This window comes from Gemmatimonadota bacterium (genome assembly GCA_040388535.1).
Classification (GTDB): domain Bacteria; phylum Gemmatimonadota; class Gemmatimonadetes; order Gemmatimonadales; family GWC2-71-9; genus Palsa-1233.
The window spans coordinates 167,155-193,763 of record JAZKBR010000009.1; the positions used below are offsets into that span (position 1 = coordinate 167,155).

19 protein-coding genes, 1 tRNA gene and 1 riboswitch are annotated in these 26,609 nt (G+C 66.1%); all 20 genes read left to right on the forward strand.

Annotated elements, in window-relative coordinates; translation table 11 throughout:
- Positions 1-3: 3 nt before the first annotated feature.
- The 20 genes from V4558_16710 to V4558_16805 all read left to right on the forward strand — a co-directional run bounded on the left by V4558_16710 (position 4) and on the right by V4558_16805 (position 26,597).
- On the forward strand, positions 4-1,119 hold the full coding sequence (locus V4558_16710) for a hypothetical protein (GenBank protein MES2307145.1): 1,116 nt from the start codon (positions 4-6) through the stop codon (positions 1,117-1,119).
- Positions 1,120-1,177: 58 nt separating this feature from the next.
- A riboswitch (cobalamin riboswitch) is annotated at positions 1,178-1,297 on the forward strand.
- Between the two features lie 135 nt (positions 1,298-1,432).
- Entirely contained in the window at positions 1,433-2,428 is a 996-nt protein-coding gene (locus V4558_16715) for an iron ABC transporter permease (protein MES2307146.1), read from the forward strand.
- Positions 2,425-3,258 carry an ABC transporter ATP-binding protein gene (locus tag V4558_16720; GenBank protein ID MES2307147.1) on the forward strand — a complete coding sequence of 278 codons (834 nt, stop codon included), beginning with the start codon at positions 2,425-2,427 and terminating at the stop codon, positions 3,256-3,258. The genes V4558_16715 and V4558_16720 overlap by 4 nt, the downstream gene beginning before the upstream one ends.
- A complete protein-coding gene (locus V4558_16725) occupies positions 3,255-5,219 on the forward strand; it encodes a TonB-dependent receptor (GenBank protein ID MES2307148.1) in 1,965 nt (654 codons plus the stop codon). Before V4558_16720 ends, V4558_16725 begins: the two co-directional genes overlap by 4 nt.
- A gap of 19 nt (positions 5,220-5,238) precedes the next feature.
- On the forward strand, positions 5,239-6,306 hold the full coding sequence (locus tag V4558_16730; GenBank protein MES2307149.1) for a hypothetical protein: 1,068 nt from the start codon (positions 5,239-5,241) through the stop codon (positions 6,304-6,306).
- Between the two features lie 3 nt (positions 6,307-6,309).
- Positions 6,310-7,080: a DNA repair protein RecO gene (gene recO / locus V4558_16735; protein ID MES2307150.1), complete on the forward strand. Its 771-nt coding sequence runs from the start codon at positions 6,310-6,312 to the stop codon at positions 7,078-7,080.
- 118 nt (positions 7,081-7,198) lie between these two features.
- The gene (locus tag V4558_16740; GenBank protein ID MES2307151.1) at positions 7,199-7,627 is read left to right on the forward strand and encodes a hypothetical protein; all 429 of its coding nucleotides are present in this window, start codon (positions 7,199-7,201) and stop codon (positions 7,625-7,627) included.
- 119 nt (positions 7,628-7,746) lie between these two features.
- Complete coding sequence (clpB, locus tag V4558_16745; GenBank protein ID MES2307152.1) at positions 7,747-10,356, forward strand: ATP-dependent chaperone ClpB; 2,610 nt, start codon at positions 7,747-7,749, stop codon at positions 10,354-10,356.
- The gene (gene tadA / locus V4558_16750; GenBank protein ID MES2307153.1) at positions 10,353-10,829 is read left to right on the forward strand and encodes a tRNA adenosine(34) deaminase TadA; all 477 of its coding nucleotides are present in this window, start codon (positions 10,353-10,355) and stop codon (positions 10,827-10,829) included. The genes clpB and tadA overlap by 4 nt, the downstream gene beginning before the upstream one ends.
- A 91-nt stretch (positions 10,830-10,920) precedes the next feature.
- Complete coding sequence (locus tag V4558_16755) at positions 10,921-13,470, forward strand: zinc-dependent metalloprotease (GenBank protein MES2307154.1); 2,550 nt, start codon at positions 10,921-10,923, stop codon at positions 13,468-13,470.
- 125 nt (positions 13,471-13,595) lie between these two features.
- Positions 13,596-14,855: a response regulator gene (locus tag V4558_16760; GenBank protein MES2307155.1), complete on the forward strand. Its 1,260-nt coding sequence runs from the start codon at positions 13,596-13,598 to the stop codon at positions 14,853-14,855.
- Positions 14,856-14,919: 64 nt separating this feature from the next.
- Positions 14,920-16,839 (forward strand): M1 family metallopeptidase, encoded by a 1,920-nt coding sequence (locus tag V4558_16765; GenBank protein ID MES2307156.1) that lies wholly within the window; start codon positions 14,920-14,922, stop codon positions 16,837-16,839.
- The gene (locus V4558_16770; protein ID MES2307157.1) at positions 16,836-17,981 is read left to right on the forward strand and encodes an alkaline phosphatase family protein; all 1,146 of its coding nucleotides are present in this window, start codon (positions 16,836-16,838) and stop codon (positions 17,979-17,981) included. The genes V4558_16765 and V4558_16770 overlap by 4 nt, the downstream gene beginning before the upstream one ends.
- Positions 17,982-17,985: 4 nt before the next feature.
- A complete protein-coding gene (locus V4558_16775) occupies positions 17,986-20,460 on the forward strand; it encodes an alkaline phosphatase family protein (GenBank protein ID MES2307158.1) in 2,475 nt (824 codons plus the stop codon).
- Complete coding sequence (locus tag V4558_16780; protein MES2307159.1) at positions 20,457-22,043, forward strand: hypothetical protein; 1,587 nt, start codon at positions 20,457-20,459, stop codon at positions 22,041-22,043. The genes V4558_16775 and V4558_16780 overlap by 4 nt, the downstream gene beginning before the upstream one ends.
- A gap of 62 nt (positions 22,044-22,105) precedes the next feature.
- A tRNA-Ser gene (locus V4558_16785) sits at positions 22,106-22,192 on the forward strand.
- 17 nt (positions 22,193-22,209) lie between these two features.
- Positions 22,210-22,386: a hypothetical protein gene (locus V4558_16790; GenBank protein ID MES2307160.1), complete on the forward strand. Its 177-nt coding sequence runs from the start codon at positions 22,210-22,212 to the stop codon at positions 22,384-22,386.
- Positions 22,383-23,324, forward strand: a complete 942-nt coding sequence (locus tag V4558_16795) for an ABC transporter ATP-binding protein (protein MES2307161.1) — start codon at positions 22,383-22,385, stop codon at positions 23,322-23,324. Before V4558_16790 ends, V4558_16795 begins: the two co-directional genes overlap by 4 nt.
- The gene (locus V4558_16800) at positions 23,317-24,123 is read left to right on the forward strand and encodes an ABC transporter permease (GenBank protein MES2307162.1); all 807 of its coding nucleotides are present in this window, start codon (positions 23,317-23,319) and stop codon (positions 24,121-24,123) included. The genes V4558_16795 and V4558_16800 overlap by 8 nt, the downstream gene beginning before the upstream one ends.
- Positions 24,124-24,191: 68 nt before the next feature.
- Positions 24,192-26,597, forward strand: coding sequence for a G8 domain-containing protein (locus V4558_16805; protein ID MES2307163.1), 2,406 nt, complete (start codon positions 24,192-24,194; stop codon positions 26,595-26,597).
- Positions 26,598-26,609 lie beyond the last annotated feature (12 nt).

Genomic DNA, 26,609 nt, shown 5'->3' on the forward strand with positions numbered 1-26,609 from the left:
GTGATGTGGGGCGCCGTCGTCGCCGTCCTGGCGCTGGCGGCGCCTCCGCAGGCCGACATCACCCTCACCGGTCGTGTCGTCCGGATTGTCGGTCACGACACCGTCGGTGTCTTCGGTGCGCGCGTGGTGCTGCACCGGGTCATGCCCTCGCGACAGGGGCCGGTTGACTCGACCCTTTCGCGCCAGGACGGCGCGTTCTCCTTTCGCTTCCACCCCGACAGCGGCGCCATTTTCCTGACCTCGGCCCGCTGGGCCGGGATCGAATATTTCGCGCCACCCGCCGTACTCCCTGTCGCACCTGCCAGGCCCGAGTCGATGCTGCTCGTGGTGGCCGACACGTCGAGCCGCGCTCCGGTGCGTGTTGCCGCTCGGCACGTTGTCGTCAGCGCGCCCGCTGCCGATGGTACGCGCGCGGTCCTCGAACTCATCGTGCTCGAGAACCCCGGCCCGCTCACCCGGGTCGCGCCGGATTCGTCCTCACCGTCGTGGGTCATTCACCTGCCGCCGGACGGCATCGGCTTCCAGCTCGGCGACAATGACTTCGCTTCCGATGCGCTGCTGCTCGCCAACAGCGGGTTGCAAATTCGCGCACCGCTGCCACCCGGGCAGCGAGAGATCACCGTGCAGTACCAGCTTCGCGCCGGTGTGCGGCAATGGTCGATTCCGGTGGCCGATTCAGTCGCCGCGATGAACGTGATGGCCGAGGAGCCCACGGCCCGCCTGACCGGAGGACTGGCAGCGGTCGAAGCACAGAGCGTCGAAGGGAAGCGCTTCTCGCGCTGGAAGGGCGCAGTGGTCCCAGGTGCTGAGGTCACCCTGGCGTTCGATTTTGTCGGAACGCCGACGTGGCTGTTGCCGTCGCTGGTCGGTGGGCTCGGTGTCGCCTTGCTGGTTGCGTTCGTGCTGGCCTGGCGTGCGGGACGGCGCGTGCCGTTGCCAGTGACGGCATCGGCTGGGCGTCAGCTGACACCGGAGGCGGAGGCATTGCTCAGCCAGATCGCGACGCTCGATGCGAGCCATCGTGGTGGCCAAGGGGCGCACGCGCCGGTCGTGTGGCAGCAATACCTCGCCGAGCGTGCGCGCTTGAAGCAGGAACTCCAGGCGCACTTGCCGCACTGACGGCAGCGCGATAGCTTCGCGGTACAACTGATTTGCAGACCAGCGAACAGGGACGCTCGGAAGACCGGTGCAATGCCGGCGCGGCCCCGCCACTGTAACGGGCGATTCACTTCCGTCACTCACTTTGCCACTGGGTTCATTCCCGGGAAGGCGAGCGACGGGCCCGGAGCCAGGAGACCTCTCCGTTCGCGCCACCAAGCAACCCTCGGGGGAGGGTACGGTGGCGTGGTCGTGGGGTCTCCGGCCATTCTGGCCTCTCCTCGCTGCCGCGCACTCGCCCGTCTCCCACTGTCGTCGGAGACGGGCTTTTTTCGTGAACTCACCCAGCACCGCACGTCGTCGCATCGCGCTGCCACTCCTGCTGCTTGCCGGGGTGGTGTCGCTCGTGGCCGGTGTGCTGCTGGGTCCCGTGTCATTCACGCCGGCGGATGTCTTCGCGGCCCTCGCGCGCCACGATGCACCGGCCTCGGCGATTGTTCGCCAGCTGCGGTTGCCGCGGGTGCTGCTCGCGTTCGGTGTGGGCGGGTCGCTCGCCGTCGCGGGCGCGGCGCTGCAGGCACTGGTCCGCAATCCGCTCGCCGAACCGTGGCTGCTTGGGGTGAGCGGTGGGGCATCGCTGGGAGCGGTCCTCGCGGTGATCCTCGGCCTTCCCGCCGGGATCAGTGTCGCCGGTTGTGCCACCGTTGGGGCGCTCGCTGCCGTTGCGCTCGTGTATCGCATCGGCGCCGTTGCCGGGCGTCGCCTCGACACGCGTGTCCTCCTGCTCGCCGGCGTCGTGGTGTCGTTCTTCGCTGGTGCCGTCACCACGGCAATGCTGGTTGTGGTTGATCCCTTCACCTTTCGCACCGCGACCGTCTGGCTCTTCGGCGGCTTCGGCGGTGCGTCGTGGGCAGCGTTGCGTCAGTTCACCCTCGTGGCCGCTCTGCCGCTGCTGTTGCTCTGGTGGCTCGCGCGTGCGCTCGATCTGCTCGCCCTGGGGGAGGAGACCGCGTCGACGCTGGGGATCGACGTCGACCGGACTCGCCGACTCGTGATCGTCGCTACCGCGATCCTGACCGCCGCCACTGTCGCCGTCGCCGGCATGATCGGCTTCGTCGGTCTCGTGGTTCCGCATGCGCTGCGCTGGGTCGTGGGGCCGATGCATCGACGACTTCTTCCGGCGGTCTTTCTCGCCGGCGGGGCGTTCACCGTGCTTGCGGATGCCGTTGCGCGCACTGTCCTGCGCCCGGCAGAACTCCCGGTGGGTGTCGTGACCGCGCTCGTCGGCGTGCCGCTCTTCGCTCTGCTGTTGCGACGGAGCGTCAAGTGAGTCTCCGTGCTACCGGAGTCACTGTGCGCTACGACGGTGCCGCGGTACCGGCCCTCGATGCGGTCTCGTTCGCGCTCGGCCGCGGTGAGCTGGTGGCCATCGGTGGCCCCAACGGCAGCGGCAAGACATCGCTGCTGCGCGCGCTGCTCGGACTCGTGCCACTTCGCGCCGGGTCCGTGACCCTCGATGACACCCCGGTTGCCGCGTGGCCACGGCGTGCGCTCGCCGGAGCGATCGCGGCCTTGCCACAACGCGAGGAGCCGGCGTTCCCGCTCACCGTGTACGACGCCGTGCTGCTTGGTCGCTGGGCTCACCTCGGTCCGGTGGCTCCCGTGCGCCCGGCCGATGAGGCTGCGATTGCGGACGCGATGTCGCGGTGTGACGTCGCAGGCCTGGGCCACCGCGGCATCGAGACGCTTTCCGGCGGTGAATGGCAACGCGTTCGTGTTGCCCGTGCGCTCGCGGCGTCGCCCAGACTCCTCCTGCTCGATGAGCCGACCGCCGCCCTCGATGTCGGTCACGAAATGGCGCTATTCGAATTGCTTCGCTCACTGGTTGCCGACGGACTCGGCGTCCTGGTGATCACCCATCAACTGAACCTTGCGGCACGCTTCGCCGATCGTGTCCTGTTGCTTGATGGCGGACGCGCCGTTGCCGAGGGCACGCCTCGCGACGTATTGCGTGCCGACCGGCTCAGCATGCTGTTCGGCTGGCCTGTCGCCGTGGAGCATTGGCACGACGGCTCACCCCTGATGGTCCCACTCCGCTCGGGCGAGTCGCCGCGCGGTCCACTCGCCCATTTGCCCCCTTCCGATGAGTTCGTTCCGTGACGCAATCGATTCGACTTCTGACACTCCTGCTGGCCGCCGCTCCGTTGACCCTTCACGCGCAAGTGGCGCGTGATACCACGCGGTTGCGCGACCTCGTGGTCACGGCGACCAGGGCACCAACGACGGTACATGTCACCCCGGCCGCAACCACGGTGATTCGTGGCGAAGACTTGCGCGCCCGCGGCATCACCTTTGTCAGTGACGCACTGCGAGAAGTGCCCGGGATGATGCTGGTTCAGACCGGCTCGTATGGCGCGGTGTCGGCCCTCTTTCTCCGCGGCGGGGAAGGTGACTACGTCAAGTTTCTCCTCGACGGCGTCACCCTGAACCAGCCGGGCGGGGGATTCAACCTGGCCAATCTCACGACCGACGATCTCGACCGGATCGAGATCGTCCGGGGACCAGCGTCGGTACTCTATGGCGCGGATGCGATGAGCGGCGTCGTGCAACTCTTTACCCGGAGCGGGAGTGGCAAGCTCCACGGCGATGTCGCGGCGCGCGGCGGGACGTTTGGCAATCGTGATGTGCAGGGTCACCTCGCGACGGCGATGGGAAAGGCATCGCTCAGTGCGGGAGGTTCTTCCTTTCGCAGCGATGGCCTCTACGATTTCAACAGTGGCTATCGTAACAACGTCGGCTCACTTCGCCTCGGACTCGACGGTGGGCGACAGGGAAGCGGCGCCTTCACCGTCCGTTACGGCGACGCCGAGGGGCATTACCCGACCGATGGCAATGGCCTCGCAGTTGATCACAACCAGTACACCATCGATCGCAGTACGGCGCTCGGTCTGGAGCTGCATCGCGAACTTGGCTCACGGGTCACGGCGACCGTGCAGGGATTTGCCTCGCGCCTCAACAGCAACGCTGTCAACCGGCCAGATTCGCCCGCCGATACGATCGGTTTCGGCTACGATGCCGACCGGACCGGGGTGACGTGGCGCAAGGGCGTCGATGCGCGCGCGGACATACGGACGGTGGGGACGTCGCTGCTCTCGATCGGCGCCGGTGTGGAATACGAAACCGACAATCAGCGATCGCATACCGTCTCGAATTTCGGCACGGGTGGCTTCGCTACCGATGACGCGTTTGCGGCCGACCGGAACACCCGCAACATCTTCGCCCAATTGCTGGCGGAGCCGGTGCGGTCCGTCACGCTGCAACTCGGGACTCGTCTCGACGATAATTCCGCCTTCGGAACCTTCGGGACGTGGCGAGTCGGTGCCTCGTGGCAGGTTGCTCGCGCGACGCGGTTGTTCGGGTCGGCGGGAACTGCGTTCAAGGCACCGACCTTTTCGGAACTCTTTGCGGCGAGTGCATTCGAAGTCGGGAATCGCGCGCTGCGGCCTGAGCGCAGTACTTCGGTCGAGGCGGGCATCGAGCAGCGGCTCGCCGACGGGAGATTCACGCTGGGAGTGACTGCGTTCTCCCAGCTGTTCCGGGACCTGATTCAGTACGTGGGCGCCGCGCCGGGGGAGCCAACCTACGTCAATCTCGGTGGCGCCGGTGCCAAAGGAGTTGAAGCCGCCGCATCGCTGCGCGCGTCTGGCTCGGTCACGGTCCGTGCACACTGGACCTGGCTTCGCACGGAGGTTACGGACACCGGGGTCGCCTCCTCGGTGGTCTTCCAGCAGGGCGAGCGGCTTCTCCGCCGCCCCGCGTCGAGCGGCGGGATCAACGCCGCCTGGCGGGTGAGGGGCGCGACCCTGAGCGCCGGTGTCAGCTACGTCGGGGAACGGGACGACGCTGACTTCCGGGATTTCCCAGCGACCCGGACCACGTTACCCTCCTACGTACTGGTAGATGTTTCCGTCGATGCTCCGATTCGGCGGGCCAACGGAACCCTCCCAGGACTCGACCTGACCCTGCGCGCCGAGAACCTCTTCGACGCGGCATGGCAGCAGGTCGTGGGTTATCCCGGCCGTGGCCGCACCCTGTTCGGGGGGGCCCGACTGCACTTCTGATCCGCTTGGAGGCTTTGCGATGCGTCTCGGCCCTGCGTGCCTGCTGCTGCTCAGCGCGCTCGGCGCCTGCGCCCCCACCACGGGGCCCACGGCGCTCCCGGTCGAGGCGCTCGTCGTCCTCGATCGAGAGGAACGCTCCATCCGGCTGATTGCGGTCGACAGCACCAATGTGGTGCGCACGATCGACTTGTCGGGTACTGCGGCGAAGCCCACAGTGATGGCGGTGCGGGGCACCGTCGCCGTGGTTGGGTTTGGAGATCTGGGTCAGGTGGCGGTAGTCGATCTCGCCACCCGTCGGGTGCTTTCGCTCGAGCCGATCCAGGGCACTGGCCCGGTCGCCGCGCTGGCCATCTCGGAAGCCGGTGAAGTCTTTGCCGCCGTGCCGACCACCAACGATGCCAACGTCAGTTTCTTCAACCTTCAGACCCGCGAAGGCGGCGGCATTCGGGTTGAGGGCGGCCCGCAGGGATTCGGGGTAATCCGGGGCTCGGTGTTCGTCGTGCTCGGGAACCGGCAACTCTGCTATCCAGCGGTCCCTTCCTGTCTCGACCTGCCGAGCTGGCTGCGATCCGATCCGCGCTTCGCCACCGATTCGATCGCGCTGTTCGGCCCCGGCAACGCCTCCGCAACGGCCGCCGGCTCCGATGGCCTGCTCTACGTTCTTAACTCTGGCAATGGTGGCAGCGCCGAGGGTCGCCTCTCGGCGGTTGATCCGGTCACGCGCAAGGAGTCGGCGTCCTTCGCCGGTTTTGGCTTGTCGCCGCTCTACCTGGCGTCCGATGGGGCAGATCGCCTCCTGATCGCCAGCCCGCGCGAGCTGATGGTGTTCAATGTCCGCGAACATCGAGTGGAAAAGGGCGCCGGCGCCGGGATTCCGTTTGCGCAGGCGCCGCGGGCGCTGGTCACCGATGCCTTCGGCCGGGTCTACGTCCCGGTGGGCGGGAGTTGTGTGGCTGGAGGGGCGCCCGGCGCGGTGCGGGTGTTCGGGACCGACCTGGTCGAGCGGAGCACGATTCCCATCGGCGTCTGCCCAGTGTCGGCGGCAGTTACCGAGATCCCCGCCGAATACTTCCACGCCGATCTCTAGCCGGTGGCCGGCAGCGCGCTCCTCACGCCGGCGTTGGTGCTCGGCTCCCTGCGGTATGGGGAGACCTCGCGAATTGTTCGTCTCGCCACGCGGGACATCGGTGTCGTAAGCGCCATCGCCAAGGGGGCACTGCGGCCCCGTAGCCGATTCGGTGCCGCCCTCCAGCTACTGAGCGAAGGACAGGCTCACCTGCTGCCGTCACGCAGCAGCGAACTGCACACGCTCATCGCCTTCGACCTCACCGCGATCCACACCGGACTCGCCGCTTCGCTCGACCGGTTCGCCTCGGCCAACGCCTTGGCCGAGCTCGCCACCCGGTTTGTTCCCTCCGCCCCCAATCCGATGCTTTACGACTGGCTGCTGGGCGCCATCGGCTTGCTCGAACTGGCCCCCCCGGAGGCGGTCAGCGTGGTCGGACTGCGGGCGATGTGGGGCGTCATGGCTCAGCTGGGGCTCGGTCCCACTTTGGCTGAATGCTCGCGCGATGGACAGCCGCTCGAGGAGGGCGCGGTTGCCTTTTCGCTTCGCGACGGCGGGTTCCTCTGCCATCGTTGTGCGGTGAGCGGCGCCACCACGCGTCTAGCTGCGGAGGATCGGGAAGCGCTGGTGGCCCTGATCGAGCCTGGGAGGGAGCTGCCACTGCTCAGCCCGGCTCAGGCGACTGCGCACCGCCGCCTGCTGGTGCGGTGGGTCAGGGAGCATCTCGGGGGCGATGGGGCCTTTCCGGCGCTCGAAGCGTGGCAACGGGGAACCCCGAGCCCGCGATCCGCTTGACACACCGGTCCGGGGACCGGCAACTTGCCGCCAGCCCAATCGGGCTGACGCGCGTATCACCTGTCGGGGAGGTAACCAACCCGAACCACTGATTTGTCTGACAATCGAAGGAGTCTCCATGCGCCGGCTCGTCAGGCCGGTTCTGGGGTTGCTGTTCGTCGCGGGGCTGGCCAGTTCGGCCAACGCCCAGCAGCGGGCACCGGGGAGGGCTCCCGGGCCGCGCATCGAGGAGCTTCGCCCGAATCCGGTCCTCCCGGCCGCGCTGGTACCGTTCGTTATTCCTGAGGAGATGTGCCAGAACAACAACACTCCCCTGGTCGCGCTGAAGGTGTACGACGCACTTGCGGTACCGGTGGCCATCTTGCGGCTCCGGAGCCGGCGCGCCGAGCTGATTGATTCCATTCGGATGCGTTGCGGGAAGTATGTGGCGATCTGGGATGGCACGATCGCGGGGGGGACGAGGGTGCCGCCGTCCGGGGTGTACTATGTGAACCTGGCAGTCGATGACCGACTGTCGACCAGAAAAGTCGTTATCACCAACCCGTGAGGGACGCCAGCCGCGTCCCTCGCGGCGTTTCACCTCCCGGTCAGCCCTCCACTGCCGAAACGGCAGCGCCGATACGGTACACTCCGTGCCATATTCCATGGGTATCCCCGGAGGAATGAATGCTGCGACCCGATCGTCTGACCTTGAAGGCCCAGGAGGCCGTCCGCGCGGCTATCGAGCATGCGCGCGCCCGCGGCAATCCGGTCGTCAACGATGCCCACCTGTTGGCCACCCTGCTCGCGCAGGACGATGGCATCGTCGGCCCGTTGCTGCGGAAGGCCGGCGTCGTGATCGCCAAGCTCAGCAATGTCACCGAGGCAGAGATCGCCTCATTCCCTTCGCAGAAGGGGACCGAGGTCACTCCCACCCTCGACCGCACGCTGTCGAAGGTGTTCGAGCGCGCCGAGAAGATTTCCAAGGAACTCGACGACGCGTTCATCTCGACCGAGCATCTCCTGCTCGCGCTCGGGGAGGAGAAGGGCACCAGCGCGCGTCGACTGCTCGAGGCGCAGGGGCTCTCCGCCAAGGAATTGCGCGCGGCACTCGCGGACGTGCGCGGGTCGCATCGGGTGCAGGACCAGACGCCGGAAGAACAGTATCAGGCGCTCGAACGATTCACGCGCAACCTCACTGACCAGGCCCGTGAGGGAAAGCTCGACCCCGTCATCGGCCGCGATGAAGAAGTGCGCCGGGTAATGCAGGTGCTCTCGCGCCGGACCAAGAACAACCCCGTCCTCATTGGCGAACCTGGTGTCGGCAAGACCGCGATTGTCGAGGGTCTCGCGCAGCGGATCGTCAACGGCGACGTTCCGGATTCACTCAAGGGGAAGGAGATCATTGCCCTCGACATCGGACAGCTGCTCGCGGGCGCCAAGTATCGTGGCGAATTCGAGGAGCGGCTCAAGTCGGTGGTGAAGGAGCTCACCGACGCCGAGGGCCGCTTCATCGTCTTCATCGATGAATTGCACACGCTGGTCGGGGCGGGCAAGGCCGAAGGCGCCGTCGACGCCTCCAACCTGCTGAAGCCGGCGCTCGCGCGCGGCGAGTTGCATGTGGTCGGTGCGACCACGCTCGACGAGTACCGCAAGAATATCGAAAAGGATGCCGCGCTCGAGCGCCGGTTCCAGCCAGTAAATGTTGGCGAGCCGAGTGTCGAGGATACCATCGCGATCCTGCGCGGCCTCAAGGAGAAGTACGAGGTGCACCACGGCGTCAGGATTACCGACAACGCGCTGGTGTCGGCGGCGACGCTCTCGGATCGCTATATCGGCGACCGCTTCCTGCCGGACAAGGCCATCGACCTGATGGACGAGGCGGCCTCACGACTCCGCATGGAAATCGATTCGCTGCCACAGGAGATCGACGAGGTCGAACGCCGGATCCTTCAGCTCGAGATCGAGCGCCAGTCGCTTCTGCGCGAGAAGGACAAGGCATCGGTCGAGCGCCGCAACGCCCTCGAAGCCGAGCTCGCCGAGTTGCGCGAGAAGAGCGCCGGGATGAAGGCGCAGTGGCAGTCGGAGAAGGGGGCGATCGAGAAGATGCAGGGGAAGAAGGCCGAGGTCGAGCAGCTCCGCGCCGAAGTGGAGCAGGCGACGCGCAGTGGTGATCTCCAGAAGGCCGCGGAGCTGCGGTATGGCAGGATTCCGGAACTCGAACGCCAGCTCGCGGTCGAGGAGCAGAAACTTGGCGTCGCCCAGGGGACGACCCGCTACCTCCGCGAGGAAGTCGACTCGGAAGACATCGCGATGGTCGTGGCGAAATGGACCGGGATTCCTGTGTCCAAGATGATGGAGTCGGAGCGCGAACGACTCACCCGGCTCGAGGAAGAACTCAGCCGTCGTGTCGTGGGGCAGCCCGAGGCGATCGCGGCGGTGGCCAATGCGGTGAGGCGCTCGCGCGCCGGGCTGCAGGATCGCTCGCGGCCGACCGGCTCGTTCATCTTCCTGGGTCCCACCGGGGTGGGGAAGACCGAGACCGCGCGCGCACTGGCCGAGTTCCTCTTCGATGACGAACGGGCGCTGGTCCGGCTCGACATGTCGGAGTACATGGAGAAGCACGCAGTGTCACGGATGATCGGCGCGCCTCCCGGGTATGTCGGCTACGAGGAAGGTGGTCAGCTCACCGAGGCGGTGCGCCGACGGCCGTATAGCGTCATCCTCTTTGATGAAATCGAGAAGGCGCATCCCGATGTCTTCAACTTGCTGCTGCAGGTCCTTGATGACGGTCGGTTGACTGACTCACAGGGTCGCGTGGTCGACTTCCGCAACACCGTGATCATCATGACCAGCAACCTCGGATCGCTGCACATCGTGGCCGGCGGCGACTACGACCCGGTCGGCTGGCGGAGCACCGAAGCGAAGGTGCTCGACGAGCTGCGCAAGCACTTCCGCCCGGAGTTCCTCAACCGCGTCGATGACGTGGTGGTGTTCCGCCTGTTGAGTCGGGTCGACCTCGATCGCATCGTGACGCTGCAGCTCGATCGGATGCGTGAGTTGGTCGCGGCCAAGGGACTGACCCTCGACGTCACTCCGGAGGCGACGCAGTGGCTCGCAGAGGCAGGCTACGATCCGCTCTATGGCGCCCGCCCATTGAAGCGGGTCATCCAGCGCGAGTTGCAGAATCCGATCGCGATGGCATTGCTGCAGGGTGGCTACAACGAGGGCGATACCATTCGGGTGATCCGGAAGGGCGAAGCCCTGGCGTTCACCCGACTCACCGGCAAGGCGTGAGCGAGCTGGCGCACCCGCCGCTGAGCAGCACCGATCGCCTCGGCATGCAGCTCGCCCTGGCGGAAGCCGAACGGGCCCGTGCCATCGGCGAGGTCCCCATCGGCGCCGTGATCCTGCGTGGCGAGGAAGTGGTGGCGTTGGGCCACAACGAGACTGTGGCATCCAACGACCCGACCGCCCATGCGGAACTGATCGCCATTCGTCGTGCCCTGACGGCCACCGGAACCGACCGCCTTCCAAATGCCACGCTGTACGTCACGCTGGAGCCGTGCGCCCAGTGCGCGGGGGCTATCGTGCTGGCGAAGGTTGGTCGGGTGGTGTTCGGGGCGTGGGACACCAAGGCCGGGATGGCCGGGTCAATCCACGACCTGTTGCGGCACCCCCAGCTCAACCATCGCCCCGAGGTGCTGGCCGGAGCGCTCGAGTTGGAATGCCAGGCGCTCCTGCGGGGGTTTTTCCGGGAACGCCGCTGAGCACGGATTACCTATTTGAGGCGAACGCGGTACCATACAGGCTGTATTCGTTCCAAGACCCGTTCCAACCTCACCTCAGAAAAGACAACCCATGACGAAGATCCGTCCGACGCTGCTCGTGCTGGCGTTCGCGGCTGCGGCCTGCCATCCGGCGCCCAAGCCCGCGACTGCCCCGGCTCCTCTCCCGACCGCCGCGCGTCCTGCCGGCGCCCCCACCACCACAGGCGATTCGACTGCAGGCGCGCGTCCGGGTGGCGGGGCGCCAGGGGCTGGTGGCGCCAACGCCGAACCGAATCCGCGGCCGTACGGACGGGTGATCACTCCCGAGGCCAAGAGCAAGTCGGGGCTGTTCAAGGTGCACCGTATCGCGTCCAAGCTCTATTTCGAGATTCCGCGGAACGAGCTTGGTCGGGATATGCTGCTCACCACCGAGATCGCCAAGACGACGGCTGGTGCGGGCTACGGCGGTCAGTCGCTGGGTGAGGACGTGATCCGCTGGGAGCGTCGTGACAACCGGATCCTGCTCCGGCTCCAGAACTACTCGATCGTCTCGTCCGACACGACGAATCCGATCACCACGGCAGTCAACAACGCCAACTACGCGCCGATCGTGAAGGCGTTCAACGTCGAAAGCTGGGGCCCGGATTCGTCCGCCGTCATCGACGTCACCTCGCTCTTCGTCTCGCCACCGGTGGAAATGTCGCCGACGGCAGCGTATCGCGGGACCATCGACGCGAGCCGGTCATTCCTTGCGAACGTGGCCGCCTACCCGGAGAACATCAAGGTCACGGCCGATCTCACGGTGAACACGCCGCCGGCCGCCGGTGGCGCCGCTCCGGGTGGCCGTGGGCTGCCGCCGAGCGCCACGCTGCAGATGGCGTGGTCGATCGTGCAGCTGCCGGTGGTGCCGATGATGCCGCGTCTGTTCGACAGCCGCGTGGGCTACTTCAGCAATCGCACCACCGACTTTGGTCGCGCAGTGCAGAAGTCGGAATCACGGACCTTCATCACCCGCTACCGGCTGGAGTGTTCGGACCAGAAGGTGGGCAATCTTTGCGTGCCGAAGAAGCCGATCGTGTACTACGTCGATCCGGCAACGCCGAGCTGGCTGGTGCCGTGGGTCGTGAAGGCGATCGAGAGCTGGCAGCCGGCGTTCGAGGCGGCGGGCTTCTCCAAGGGCATCATTGCGAAGATGGCGCCGACCAGGGCCGAGGATCCGGACTGGTCGGTGGAAGATGCCCGCTATTCCGTGATCGACTGGTTGCCGTCGACCACCGAGAATGCCGTCGGCCCCCACACGGCCGATCCGCGCTCGGGTGAAATCATCAGCGCGCACCTGCAGATCTACCACAACGTGATGAACCTGAATCGCGACTGGTACTGGACCCAGGCCGGCGCCATCGACCCGCGCGCCCGCAAGCTGCCGTTTCCCGACTCGCTCGCCGGTCGCCTGATGCAGTATGTCATCGCGCACGAGATCGGCCACTCGATCGGCTTCCAGCACAACATGAAGGCGAGCGCCATGTATCCGGCCGACTCGATTCGCAACCGCGACTTCGTGCACCGGATGGGCCACACGCCGACGCTGATGGACTACTCGCGCTTCAACTACGTGGCGCAGCCGGAAGACAACATCGCGCTGGAAGACCTGATCCCGCGAATCGGGCCGTACGACATCTGGGCGACCAAGTGGGGCTACATGCCGATTCCTGGCGCCCGCACGCCGGATGACGAGCGCGCAACGCTCGACGCGATGGCGCGCGAGCAGGATACCAAGCCGTGGCTGCGCTTCAGCACCAGCGACGCTGGCAGCTCTGATCCGCGCAACAACACCGAGGCGGTCGGCGACGACGACGCGGTGAAGTCGACGGGGCAGGGGCTCAAGAACATCAAGCGCCTGGTGCCGATGCTCATTCCCGCGTCAACCGGCACGGTCACCGATGACTACGCCGATCTCGAGGAGCTCTTCGGGCGGCTGGTCGGGCAGTGGGCCACCGAACTTCGTCACGTGGCTGTCATTCCGGGCAGCCGCGAGACGCAGGAGAAGTACATCTCGCAGTCGGGAGTGCGGTATACCGCCGTACCGATGCAGCATCAGCGTGACGCCGTCCGGTTCCTGAACGAGAACGCGTTCCAGACGCCGACCTTCTTCCTGCGCCCGGAAATTCTCGACCGGATCCAGCCCGACGGCGCGATCACCCGGATCAACGGATCGCAGGCCGGTATCCTCAGCACGCTGCTCAGCGATGCGCGGCTGTCGCGGATGATCGAGATGGAAGCGCTCAGCGGCGGAACCGAGGTGTACACCGCACCTGCCATGCTCGCCGATGTGCGCCAGGGTGTCTGGAGCGAGCTCAGCGCCGGGGCAGTGAAGATCGACGCGTTCCGCCGCGCGTTGCAGCAGAGTTACATCGATCTCTTCAAGAACAAGGTCAATCCGCCGCCGCCGCCGACGGGGCTGCCCGCTGGCTTCGTCATCACACCGCCGTCGAAGGATGTGCGCTCGCTGGCGCGTGCGGAACTGCGCGCGCTCGATGCGCAGGTGACTGCGGCGACGGGGAAGGCCGGGAACGCGGAAACCCGCGCGCACCTTCAGGATGTGCATAACAGCATCGACCACATCCTGAATCCGAAGAACTGACTGACCCCGGGGGGCGGCGGACTCCGGTCCGTCGCCCCGACGGGAACCTCTCAAGTCGCGGTGATTCCGGCCGATAACGACATTGGGCCACCCCTTGCCCACGGTGCACGACTTCGGGAGGCGTGGTGAAGGTTCTCGTAGTTGATGACGACATCACGATGCGCCGCCTCCTCGTGCGGATGATCTCGCGGCATCCCCATACCCAGGTTCGAGAAGCGGTGGACGGCGTCGCGGCACTGGCCGCGATCGAAGCCGACACTCCTGACGTGGTGTTCACGGATGTGCGGATGCCGGTGCTCGATGGGGTCGGCCTGCTCGAAATCCTCCGATCGAATCCCACCTATCATGCGCTCCCCGTCGTGGCTGTCTCGGCGGTTTCCGACAAGACGCTGGTCCTCCGAATGGTCGACCTCGGAATCGAGGACTACCTCCTCAAACCGCTGGACCCGGCAACCACGGCAGCGCGACTCGCTGCCATCCTGGAGGCCATCCAGTCCAGTCCCGGACCGGAAACGCCTTCGGGCGAAGGCACTCCGACCCTGATCCTGGTCGATCGCGACGCGGACTATGCCGACGTGATTCGTAGTGCATTCGGTGAGCGGCTGCACGTGGTTGACGGTCATACCGCTGCTTCTGCGCTTGAATGGTCAATCGCCAATCGCCCCGCGATCGCCCTGATCGCCGTCGGACAGCGGCTTCCCACCGAGGCCGTGTTCGCCCGAACGCTCAAGTCACAGGCTCCCACGCGCGTCGTGCTGTTGACCGACGCGAGCGAGACGGGAGGGACAGAGGGCTTCGACGCGGTGGTCCGACGGAGTTTTGTGCCTGCGCGCCTTCGCGAGGCGCTCGAGCCAGTGCTCGCCGTCGCCCACGACGATGAGCGGCAATTGCGGGCACTCCTTGCTGGCCCGCTCCGGGAAGCGCTGACCACAGCGTGCCGCCAGAGCATCGGGATCATCGCTGGTCAGGAGAGCGAACCCGCCGAAGCCGCTGCGGAGGGTGCCATGCCGGTCGCAGCTCACGCGCGACTGACCCGCGATGGCGGTCCCTGCATCATCTCCATCCTGCTCGAGACCACCGCGGCCGACGCGAAGGCGCTCGCCGGGAGCGGTGCCGCTGATGGCAGCGATACGCTGACTGCCGTGGTGGGTGCGGCGAGCGCCCGGCTCACCCAGGCACTGGCGCAGCGCGGCTGGACCTTCATTTCCGGCGAGGCTGAGGGAGGCGCGGCTGACCTCACGGTTGACGCGGCCGACGGCCGAGTGGAACTTCGGACGGAGCAAGGGGCAACGGTTCGTGCCTCGCTGCACTTGTTCCGAGCAGCACCACCTCCAGCAGTTCAGCCAGAATTGACCCAGGCGAGTCCGGCGGTGTCGGCCGGGTGACTTCGAGAGACTCGTACTGCATTCGGCGCTGGCGGAGTTGGTAACCCACCAGAGGATGGCCTCGATGGTATGTGCGCACCGCTTCCTTCCGCTCCTGCTCCTCGCGATCTCAACAGAACTTGCCGCCCAGAGCCGCGAATCGACCGTCGCTGACTCATCGCCGTTCCGGCCCTTGCCGCTTGCCGCGCCGAACGACGTACGCTCCGGCGCCGGGCGCCCTGGTCACGCTTACTGGCAGCAGCGCGCCGACTACCGGATATCCGCGACACTCGATCCCGCCGCGAACCGACTCACTGGGCGCGAGACGATTCACTACGTCAACAAGTCGCCGGATCGCCTCCCCTATCTCTGGCTCTTCGTGGAGCAGAATCTCTGCGCGCCGGAATCAGTCACCAACCAGCTGAATCAGCCGCCACTGGTCTTCCTCGGCAGCACCTTCGATTTCTCTTGCCAGGGGTTCAAGGGCGGGATCACGCTGGAATCCGTGAGCACCCGCGGTGTCGCGATCGCCCCAGTGATCCAGGGTACCACGATGCGACTCGACCTGCCGCGGGCCCTCTCGGCCGGCGACAGCATCGACATCGCGCTGGCGTGGCATTTCGATGTGCCGCCGATGGGCGGCGGCCGGATGGGACACGACGGGTCGCTCTACGAAATCGCGCAGTGGTATCCGCGGATGGCGGTCTACGACGACGTGAAGGGCTGGAACCACGAGCCCTACATCGGTGCGGGCGAGTTCTACCTGGAGTACGGCAAGTTCGACGTCTCGCTCACGGTGCCGGCTACGCACATCGTCGCGGCCACGGGGCAGCTTCGCAATCCCGAGACGGTGCTGACGGCCACACAGCGAAGTCGGCTGGCACAGGCGCGGCGATCCGAAACAGCGGTGGCTATCGTCACCAAGGATGAAGTCGGCAACGCTTCGAAGACTCGCCCGACCTCCGCCGGGACGCTCACCTGGCACTTCACGGCCGACAGCGTTCGCGACTTCGCGTTCGCCGCGGGCCCGGCGTTCCGCTGGGATGCCAGCGGCTACGACGGTATCCTGATCGAGACGCTCTACCGGATATCGGCCGACAAATGGGAAGAAGCCAACCGGATGGCGCGGGAAACGATCAAGTACTTCAGTGAACAGTGGTACCGCTATCCCTACTCCCACGCCACGACCATTGAGGGGCCGATCGAGGGAATGGAGTATCCGATGCTCACCTTCGTCCCCAATGGTCCGACGCGCGAGGATACCCACTGGGTGGTCGCGCACGAGTTCGGCCACGAGTGGTTTCCGATGATCGTGGGGAGCAACGAACGGCTCTACCCGTGGATGGATGAAGGGTTCAACACCTTCATCGATCTCGCGAATGCCGCGAAGTATTTCAAAGGTACTGCCTACGGTGATAGCATCGAGGTGCACCCGTTGCATCTCTATCCGGACCACGCGATCGCCGGCGCCGAGCAGCCGCTGATCAACAAGCCGACCGAAGTCCGCGATCTCTTCTGGGGCGGCTACCAGAAGCCCGCGCTGATGATGCAGACGCTTCGCTATCAGGTGCTCGGGAAGGAACGCTTCGATGCCGCGTTCCGGGAATACATCCGGACCTGGGCGTTCAAGCATCCGACCCCGACCGATTTTTTCCGGCTGATGCGCGACCAGAGCGGCATGGAGCTCGACTGGTTCTGGCGTGGCTGGGTCTTCACGACCGCGCGCCTCGATCAGTCGGTCGATTCGGTGACGCGTCGCCCCGATGGCGGAAGCGAAGTGCACCTCTCCAATCGGGGTGCGATGGTGATGCCGGCGACGCTGACCCTCACGTTCGCCGACGGCACGAGCCGGACAGTCTCTCTGCCCGTGGAGATGTGGAACCTCGGCGATCGATTCATGTATCGCGTTCCGGGAACGGCGAGTGTGGTGGCGGCCGAGGTGGATGCGGCGCGAATGCTGCCCGACACCGACCGGAAGAACAACCGCTGGGGTCGGACGCCGTGATTCGGCCAGGCGCGCTGCTCGGGCTCGCCCTGGTACCGCTGTCACTGGCGGCGCAGGTGCGCCGACCGACGGTATGGGCCGACCATGTCATCCTCATCACCCTCGATGGAGTCCGACATCAGGACCTCTTCGGCGGCGCCGACTCGATCCTGATGGCGAATCCGAAGTCGGCCGGCATTGCCGACACCGCCGATTTCCGGAAACGGTGGTGGCGTGCCACCGGCGAGGAGCGGCGTCGACTGGTCATGCCGTTTCTCTGGGATTCGCTGGTGCCGCGCGGGATGATCCTGGGGGCGGACCCACTCAATCCGACGTTGAGCACCAACGGCCTCAAGTTCTCGGCGCCTGGCTATCAGGAGATCTTCACCGGGAAGGCCCAGCCCGACGTCACCAGCAACGCTGACCGACGCTATGCCCATCGGACGATCTTCGATGTGGTGCGCGCTGCCACGCCGCGCACTGTGCCGGGCGGCGCGACCGCGGTGGCGGCCTTCGTCTCCTGGGATGTCCAGGGGCGACTGGTCTCAAGCGATTCAGGCACAGCGATTGTCAGCGCCGCCCTCGAGCCGCTCCCGACGGAGGCACGCTTCGGGTCGGGAGCGGTGCTCGAGAAACTTCAGGGTCGTATCGGTTATCCGGATGCGGGAATGCGCTACGACGCCATCACCCACACCCTCGCGCTCGAGTACCTGCTCCGTTATCACCCGCGATTGTTGCATATCGGGCTTGGCGAGACCGACGAGGAGGCACATCACGCCCAGTACCCGCGCCTGCTCAACGCGCTCCACACGGCAGACGACCAAATGCGCGAGCTCTGGCAGGCGGTCCAGGCCGATCCGGTGTTACGCAATCGAACCGCGATCTTCATCACCACCGATCATGGCCGAGGTAGTACTCCTGCGGACTGGAGCGATCACGGCCAGGATGTCGTCGGTGCCGACCGGGTCTGGATTGTCGGGGTGGGTGTCGGCGTGCCGACGTCCGGTGTCGTCAAGGGATTCGGTGGCCATCAGGGTGCGGTCGCCACAACGTTGCTCTATCTCCTGGGCATTGATCCGTCGCAACTCGGTGAAGGTGTCGAGCGGTCGCTGATCGATCGCGTGCCCTCTTCCAATTATCCCGGGCTCAAGTCCCGCTGGTAAATCGATGATGCTGCCGATCCGGACCGCTGGCGTGCTCGTCGCCATTGCTCTCGCAGGGTGCCGCGCCGGAGCTCCCGGTACCGCGGGCGCCCCCGACGCGCTCGGCAACGCCGCACGCCTCCCCACGGGACGCGCGCTCGACCCTGCGGGCGTGTCGCACCCGCTTGGTTCGTTGCCGCTCACCATCCTGCGTGCGCCCGACAGCGGCTACGTGGTGGTGTTGAGCGGCTTCAATGAACAGGGCGTGCAGGTCCTCAACAACGACGGCACCGTCCGCCAGACGCTGCTGCAGCAGGCCGCCTTTCTCGGGGCCGTGTTCTCGCCCGACGGCAAGACGCTCTACGTGAGTGGCGGCAACCAGGACGTGGTCTACCGCTATCAGTGGAACGCCGGGCGCGCGACGCTCGCCGACTCGTTGATTCTTGCGGCCAAGGAACCGAAGGCGGCAGGGAAGCGCTACCCGGCGGGCCTCGGGCTCTCGCCCGACGGTCGATTCCTCTATGTCGCCGAAAACCTCGCGGACTCGCTGGCCGTGTTTGACGTCGCGAGTGGCCGGATCTTGCGCCGCCTCCCGACGGGGCGCTACCCGTATGGCGTCGCCGTCGCGCCGAACGGCGACGTCTTCGTCTCACCCTGGAATGGTGATGCGGTGCTCGCCTTCAACGGGTGGGGTGGCACGATGGAGCAGGTCGCATCCATTCCGGCAGGCCGCCATCCGTCGGCGTTGCTACTCAACCCTCAGGGGACTCGCCTCTTTGTCACCTCGGCGAGCACCGATCGGATCACCGTCATCGACGCCGCGAGCTATACTCGCCTCGGCGAGTTGCGTGATCCGCCTCCCGAAGGACCAGAGGAAGGGAGCACGCCGAACGGGCTCTCCCTGTCTGCCGATGGCACCCGCCTCTTCGTCGCGGAAGGCGATGCCAATGCGGTGGCGGTGTTTGATCTCTCAGCGAAACTCTCCGGAGTCGCATCGGCCACCGGCAACGATCTGCTTCAGGGCAGGATTCCCGCCGAGTGGTATCCCACGGCAACGATTGCGACTGGCGACACGCTGCTGATCACCAATGGCAAGGGGCGGGGCACTCGGGCGAACCCCGACGGCCCCGGGCCGCGACTCTCCGAGGAATTCAAGGGAAGCACGAAGAACTCGACCCAGGCGCAGGTCTCGGGAAGCGTGACGTTGAGCCTCACGGCGCGTCTCGATCGTGCCGGGCTGGCTCCCTACTCGGCACGCGTCGCCCGCGCCAATCTCTGGAATGCACCCTCAAGCGCTCGCAAGCGCTACCCGCCGATCGAGCACGTGGTCTATATCATCAAGGAGAACCGGACCTACGATCAGGTCCTTGGCGACTTGCGACAGGCCGACGGCGACACGTCGCTGGTCTACTTCGGTCGGGCGAACTCGCCGAATCATCACGCACTCGCGGAGCGGTTCGGCATCTACGACCGCTTCTTCGTGAATGCGGAAGTGAGCCCCGACGGTCACAACTGGTCGATGGCCGCCTACACCACCGACTATTTGCAGAAGACGCTGCCGTCGAACTACTCGAGCCGCGGGCGGAGCTACGACTACGAAGGGACCAATCGCGGCTGGGGCCCCGACCACGAAATCGATGACGACGTCAACGAACCGGCGAGCGGATATCTGTGGGACCTCGCCAGTCGCAAGGGGATCACCTTTCGCAATTACGGCGAGTTCGTGATTGGCGAGGGGATGGATCGCGACAAGCTCCCCGCGGGATACACCGGCCTCAAGCCGTTCCTCAAGAGCCACACCAACACGAAGTTCCCGGCGTATGACCTGGGGATTCCCGACCAGCAACGGGCCGACATCTGGCTCGAAGAGTTCGCCGAGCACGTCAAGGCCGGGGTGATGCCCCAACTCGAGATCGTGCGGCTCCCCAACGATCACACCCAGGGGCTGCGGGCGAACGCACCGTCCCCGCGCGCGATGATGGCCGACAACGACCTGGCACTCGGACGAATCATTGCGGCACTTTCGCATTCGCCCTTCTGGCGCAGCACGGTGGTGTTCGTACTCGAGGACGACGCCCAGAACGGACCGGATCACGTCGACAGCCATCGCTCCCCGATGATGGTGATTTCCCCGTGGGCGGGGGGCGGTGTCCTGCATCGCTACACCAACACCACTGACGTCCTTCGCACCATCGAGGAACTGCTCGGCCTCGACGCGCTGTCGCAGTTCGATCACTACGGCCGGCCGCTTCGCGAAATCTGGCGGAACTCGCCCGACCTCGCGCCGTATGATGTGCTCACGCCGGCGGTCCCACTTACCGAGAAGAATCCTTCACGCGGCGCCGGCGCCGCCGCATCGGCCCGGCTCGAACTTGACGTGGAAGACCGTGCCGACGAGGATGTCTTCAACCGCATCCTCTGGCTCGCCGCCAAGGGACCATCACGTCGCTACCCGGGGATTCACCGGATGTCACTTCTTGAAGGGATTCGAAGTCGGTGAAAGTTCGGGAAGTCGACTATCTCGCCCTGCTGACTGCAGTCATCTGCATCGGGCTCGGCGTTGCGAGCCATAACGCACTCAATCCCGATGGGGTCTCCTATCTCGACCTCGCGACCCGGCTTCGCGATGGCGACTGGCAACATTTCGTGCAGGGGTACTGGTCGCCGCTCTATCCGCTGATCATCGCGCTCGCGGCGACAATCACCGGGCGCGACGGACCGGAACTCATCGGACTGGTGCACGTCGTCAACACGCTGATCGCGCTGTTCGGAGTCGCGGTGGTCTGGTGGGCGGCCCGTCGGAGCGGCAGTCCACTCTTTGGCCGGACGGCATTTGCCGCCTTTCTCGTGTGCAGCGCCGAGGCACCCCGGCTCGAAGCGGTGACGCCGGACTTGCTCCTGGTGGCGATCGTGGCGCTGATCGGCGGAGAGCAGATCTTCTTTCGTGGGAGCCGCTGGATCCGGCTCGGGGTCTGGATGGGGCTGGCCTTTCTCGTGAAGACCAGCATGTGGCCCTGGCTCCTGGCCGCTCTCATCGTTCGACTTGCGGCGGCGCGCTCCGCGGAACGCCACCTTGAGGTCGCCAAGTCGGCGGCGGTCGGCGTCCTCGTGATGGCGCTCTGGGTCATACCGCTCAGTGTGAAGAGTGGCGCGCCGACGCTGGGCTCGGCAGCACGACTTAACGCCTGCTGGTACATGCGCGAATGCGATTCGCGTTCACCAGACACGCATTCGGGGGAGCACCGCAGCTATCAGCAGGTTACTCTCGGCAGCAGCGTCGCGACGGCGACCCGATTGAGTGACACGCCGTGGACGTACGCACCGTGGTCCGATCCGACGGCGTGGGCAGAAGGGATCATCACGGCACGACGGGTGACGCCCGATCTAGGTCAGCACGCGCTCTATGGCGCGAAGGAACTGGCGCTCGTGATCGGAATCTGGATGCCGCACATCTGGCTCGGCCTGCTGTTGCCGATCGCGTTCCTGACGCGGCGATCCGGTGCCCTGCGGGAACTCCGTCGTGAACAGGCCGATGCCGGTGTCGTCATGGCGCTCGGCATCTTCGGTGTGCTGCAGTTCGTTCCCGTTCATGTTGAACCGCGATTGGTTGCGCCGTTTGTCCTGCTGTTCACCCTGGGGGCGCTCGCGTGGTTGACCGGGGCCGCGGGGCCGCTCGCGAAAGTGCACGGCTCGCGGGGACTCGTCCTGGTGCTCTCCTGTCTGGGCTTCGTCGCAGCGCTGCCACGCGCCGCGATCCACGGCCGGGACCAGTGGGATGTCGCCGTTCACACGGCCGAACGAGCGACCATGATCGCGAACGCCCAGGGCGGTCCTCCGGCTGGAAATGGTTCGCCGCGGCGGATCGCCGTGATCGGGGAAGTTTTTCCGCTCTTGTCGGAAATCTTCCGCCTGGGCCGCACCGTTGATGTGCAGCTCTTCCGTCCTTCGGTACCAGATATCCTGACCTGGCCGCCGGGGGATCAGCAGGCCTTGCTGAACTGGCTCGGGGCGCAAGGAGTCGCGGAAGCCTGGCTCAGCAAGTCCGGAGGGGCCTTCACCATTCTGCCCGTGCAAGCACCCTGAGAGGCTCGGGGCTTGCCCGAACGGCCTCGGCAGCCCACTTTTGCGCTCCCCAATGGGGACCAGGACAGGTGTCCGAGTGGTTGAAGGAACCGGTCTCGAAAACCGGCAAACCCGAAAGGGTTTCGAGGGTTCGAATCCCTCCCTGTCCGTTGGCTATCTTTCCGTGGTGATCACCATCCTCTTCGCCATCATCCAGAACAGCACCCCGGGAGACTGTCTCCTCACGGGGTTGTGCGGGCTTGTCCCCGTCGAGCGACCGATCGCCTCCGGCGTGATGTGGGTGGCCTCGGGGCTGGTCCTGGGTGGGATGTGGGGACTCCGCCGGGTGAACCAGCGCTCGTGAGCGTCGCAGTCCGATTGCGGGATGTGCAGAAGACTTATGCCGGCTCCCCGCCGGTAACCGCGCTTGCAGGAATCTCCCTCGAAGTCACCGCCGGAACGATCTACGGTCTCCTCGGGCCCAACGGGGCGGGGAAGACCACCACCATCGGCGTCTGTACGACTCGCGTGCGCGCCACGGCAGGGACGGCCGAAGTAGCCGGACTTCAGCTTGGAAACGCCGATGTGGAGATCCGCCGGCGGATCGGCGTTGCAGCACAGGCGATCACGCTCGATCGCGCGTGTACCGTGCAGGAAAATCTCTACTACCACTGCCGCTACTTCGGAATGAACCGCCACGATGCGCTGGCGCGCGCGGCCGAGTTGCTCGAACGCTTCCGCATCGCCGACCGACGCGACGCCCTGCCGAGCCAGCTCTCCGGTGGACTGGCGCAACGCGCGCAGGTCGCGCGGGCGATCGCGCATCGTCCCGAGGTGCTCTTCCTCGATGAACCGACTGCCGGTCTCGATCCGCAGTCGCGGCTCGCGCTCTGGGACTTGGTGCGCGGACTGCGCGACGAAGGGATCACCATCGTGCTCACCACCCACTACATGGAAGAGGCAGATCGGCTCTGCGAGCGCGTGGCGATCGTCGACCACGGTAGAATCCTGGTCGAAGGGACGCCTGAGGAAATCAAGCGCGATGCCGGCGGTGCAGCGGTGATCGATGTTGCTTTCGGTGGGGAACGTGCCGCAGCACGCGCTGCGGTCGCGGCGATGCCCGGGGTGCAGGAAGTGCAGGAAACCGAGCGAGGGTTGCGGATGGTGGTGGCGGCCGATGGCGCCGTGGTGCCGCGCGTGGTGGCGGCGCTCGCTGGGTATCACCTCACCGACCTCAAGGTCGCCGAGCCTTCGCTCGAGACCGTCTTCATCCGGCTCACTGGGCGCGACATCCGTGAGTGACGCCCGCTCCTCCCTGATGGCCTCGGTACTTGGCCTCTGGGCGCGCGACTTCCGCGTGTTGCGCCGCGAGTGGTTGCCGTTCTTCCTGCGCACCATCATGAACCCGTTGCTCACGGTGTTCGTCTTTACCTACGTCCTGCCGCGAAGTGGCCAGCACCTGCCGATCGCCGCTGGCGCGATGAACTTCGCCACCGTGCTTGTCCCCGGACTCGTGGCGGTCGCGATGGTATTCACCGGCGTCTCGGCGGTGGCGCTGCCGCTCTCGATCGAGCTTGGCGCCACGCGTGAAATTGAAGACCGCGTCCTCGCGCCCGTGCCGCTCTACACCGTGCCGCTCGCCAAGGTCGCGTTCGGCGCATTTCAGGGAATGCTCGCCGGTGCCGCAATCTTTCCGATCGTGATGATCCTGCCAGCCACCGACGTGCACGTCCGTGTCGCGAGCTGGCCGCTGCTGGCACTCTTCCTTTTCCTCGCGAGCTGGACCGCGGCATCGCTCGGCCTCTTCCTCGGGACCGCGGTGCGCCCGGCGCAGATCGGCCTGATGTTCGCGGTGATCCTCACGCCGATCACCTTCCTCGGCTGCGTCTACTATCCGTGGGCGTCACTCGGCGCGATTCCGTGGCTGCAATACGGCGTGCTGGTGAATCCGCTGGTGTACATGAGTGAGGGGCTGCGCATCGCCCTCACGCCCGACGTGCCGCATATGATTCCGCTCGCCGCGGCGGGGATGCTGGCGCTGCTGGCGACCTTCCTGACTACCATGGGCGTGCGCGGCTTCGTGCGGCGGGTGGTGGCGTAGCAGGAGGGATTCGCGTCCTCCCGTCCGACAGCCGATACTTCGGGTTGCTGCCTTGCCCGGAGGGACCCATGCGACATACCCGCGCCACCACACTGCTGATCGCCCTGCTGCTCGCGGCGTGTGCGCCCGATCCGGCAGATCTGGTCACGCCCGGTCCGCCGCCTCCACCGCCGCCTCCTCCCGGCCTGGCGAAATGGTCGGATCCTGCCACCTGGGCGCCCGAGGCGGTGCCGGTTGCAGGTGCGGACGCCACGGTACCCGCCGGCAAGACGATCGAGCTCGATATCTCGCCGCCACCGCTCAACCGGCTCACGATCTCCGGCACACTCGTCGCCGCCGCAGACAAGGATCTCGATCTGGTGGCGAACCAGGTCTTCATTGGCGGAACGTTGCGCGTCGGGTCAGAAGAGGCGCGATTTACCCGGCGCTTCACGGTGACCCTCACCGGCACCGATCCCGGCACCACCAGCGCCGAGGTCGGCACCAAGGTCGTTGCGGTGCTCCCCGGCGGAACGCTCGATCTGCACGGCGAGCAGCGCGTGTCGTGGACCCGGCTCGCGGCAACCGCGGCGAGTGGCGCGACGGCGCTCTCGCTGCAGGACGGTGTTGACTGGCGCAGCGGTGACCGCGTCGTGATCGCGTCCACCGAGTTCGATCAGGCCAAGGCGGAAGAAGCGGTCGTGAGCGGTGGCAGTGGCAACAGCATCACGCTGCAGGCGGGCCTCCGGAACACGCACTGGGGAACGTTGCAGAGCTTCGGCGGGCGGTCGCTCGATGAACGCGCCGAGGTCGGGCTCCTCACGCACAACATCACCATTCAGGGTGACTCGGCCTCGCTCGCCGGATTTGGCGGTCACCTCATCATGCTGCAAGGTGCCACCGCTCGTATCGAAGACGTGTCGTTCACGCGGATGGGGCAGAGTGGCAAGCTCGGTCGTTACCCGGTGCACTGGCATCTCGCGGGCGATGTGTCAGGGCAATACATCCGTGATGCGGCGATCTGGAAGACCAACAATCGCTGCCTCACGATCCATGGCACCGACCGGCTCGTGGCGCAGCGCAACGTCTGCTACGACCACCTCGGCCACGGCTATTTCCTTGAGGATGGGGCTGAGAGCAGCAACACGCTTGAGCGCAATCTGGGGCTGCTCTCGCGGGCGCCTGCCGTTGCGGTGCGCATCCTGCCGAGCGATGCGACGCCGGCGACCTTCTGGATTACCAACCCGGGCAACGTGATGCGCGGGAATGCTGCCGCCGGATCCACCGGCTTCGGCTTCTGGTTCGCATTGCCCGCAGCGCCGACCGGGCTGTCGACCGGCCAACTCGATGCGCCGCGTCGCACGCCGCTAGGCGAGTTCAGTGGCAACGTGGCGCACTCGAACCGGAATCCCGGGCTGAATGTTGACGATGGCCCGACGGCAAACGGCACCACGGAGACCACCAGCTACGCACCCCGCGAGGGCGCTTCGGCGGCCGGGGCGCTGGTGACCGCGACCTTCCAGAACTTCACGGCGTTCAAGAACTCGGGGCGCGGCGTCTGGTTGCGCGGCTCGAACCTCCGCCTCGATGGCGCGATGCTCGCCGACAACATGATCGGTGCGACATTCGCCGCTTCGGAGACCTGGATCCAGAACTCCGTGGTGGTCGGCGAAAGCGACAACCGCACCGCCTCGCCGAATCCGACCTTCCCGATCCGCGGCTATGAGTTCTACGACGGCACCGTCGGTGCCACGAACGTCGCATTCGTCAATTTCGTCCCATCGCCGACCCGGCCAGCGAGCGCCCTGGGCTATAACCGGAAAAATGGCTTCTCGATTTCACAGTTCAATTTCGCGAACGCCTTGAGTTTCGTGAACGCGAATCAGGTCTGGCTCGAGACGCCGCAACCCGACAAGGACGGCGACAAGTCTTCGATGTTCAAGGATGGTGACGGCACGGTGACCGGTGCCACGGGGCGGAGCGTGGTCTCCAACACTCCCTTCCTCGTGACGGCGGCGTGCTCATTCCGGACCGAGTGGAACAGTTTTGTCTGCAGCGAGAAGTATGATGGCCTGTCGGTGCAGAGCGACGGGACGGAAAGCGTCGCGCCACTCACTCTCAAGCGTTCCGATGGCCCGCAGGTGGCGCTCGTGGGTGTTCCCGGCAACCCGAAGAGTGCCCAGATCTCGATCCTGCCGGGTCGCGAGTACGAAATCACCTGGGGCGTGGTGGCGCCGCCGAAGCCGCGCATCGTGCTGCAGCGGGCCGACGTCGGCGAATGGATCCGGGTCACCTTCGTTTACCCCGGCACCACCTTCAAGGTGATCCGGGACGGCGCCACGGGGTCTCCTCTGCCGCTGGCGCTTTCGCTGGCCGAAATCGATGCCTCGCAGGGTGACAAGTACTACTTCGACCCGGTGACCCAGAAGATCACCGCCAGGCTCTACGTCCGCACCGGCCGGACCAGCACCACGCTGCAGGTCGTTCCGAGCTGAGGGCACTGGCGT